The sequence below is a fragment of the Burkholderia sp. LK4 genome, from assembly GCF_001043615.1.
Classification (GTDB): domain Bacteria; phylum Pseudomonadota; class Gammaproteobacteria; order Burkholderiales; family Burkholderiaceae; genus Burkholderia; species Burkholderia cepacia.
Map to the genome: position 1 here is coordinate 1 of NZ_LDUL01000146.1, position 1,206 is coordinate 1,206.

Below are 1,206 nucleotides of genomic sequence, written 5' to 3' on the forward strand. Positions count from 1 at the left end.
GTTCAAGCAACAGGTGGTCAGCGCGTATCTGTGTGGCGATATCGGTTTTGACGCATTGTCAGCCCGTCACGGAATCCACCACGGTATGCTGCAGCGTTGGGTCGCAGCGTATCGCTTGCATGGCAGTGCGGCACTGCGGAGCAAATACAGCAGCTACGACGCACCATTCAAGCTGCGGGTGTTGCAGCATATGCAGCGCGATGAGTTGTCCCTGCGTGAAGTCTCGGCGCTGTATGACATCCGTGATGCGGGTAGCGTGGCCCGTTGGGCGCGTCTGTATGATGAAGGCGGTATAAACGCTTTGACGCCCCGGCCGCGAGGGCGCCCCCGAAAGATGGCCACATCACTTCCACCCAAACCCACCGAAGCCGGCACGCCGGATGAACGCTCGCGCGAGGAATTGCTCAAGGAAAACGAGTATCTGCGTGCGGAGGTGGCGTACCTAAAAAAGCTCGATGCGCTGCTCGCCAAGAAGCAGGCAGCGCAAAAGAAAAAACGCAAATAGTGCGCGAGCTCAGACAGCATCATCCGGTAGCAGCACTTCTGAAGGTGGCCGGTTTGGCGCGCAGCACGTTCTATTACCAGCTCGGGACGCTGAATGCCGACGATCGCCACGCTGATCTGAAGGCAAAGATCCGGACGGTGTTCGAACATCACAAGGGACGCTACGGCTATAGACGCGTCACCGCTGCGATTCGGCAAGCCGGGCATCTCGTCAACCACAAGGCCGTGCAGCGGCTGATGCAGCAGTTGCAACTGAAGTCCCTGGTGCGCCCGAAGAAATACCGCTCCTGGCGAGGTGAGGTCGGTCAGGCCGCGCCCAACCTGCTGCAACGTCAGTTTAGTGCCACGCAAGCCAATCAGAAGTGGGTGACGGATGTGACGGAATTCAATGTCAGCGGGCAGAAGCTGTATCTGTCGCCGGTGATGGATCTGTACAACGGCGAGATCGTGGCTTACCAGATGGATCGACGTCCAAGCTTCGAACTGGTCAGCGGCATGCTGAAGAAGGCGCTGGCCAAGCTGCGACGCAAGGACAAACCGTTATTGCATTCGGATCAAGGCTGGCAATACCGGATGCCGGCGTATCGCCGGCAACTGAAGAAGCGCAAACTGACCCAGAGCATGTCGCGCAAGGGCAACTGCCTCGACAATGCCGCGATGGAAAGCTTCTTCGGCACGCTCAAGTCTGAGTGCTACAACGGG

Annotated in this window: 1 pseudogene; it reads left to right on the top strand. The window is 58.5% G+C overall.

What is annotated here, in order from left to right:
* Window positions 1-1,206: pseudogene (locus tag VK92_RS41305) on the top strand (IS3 family transposase); the annotation flags it as partial.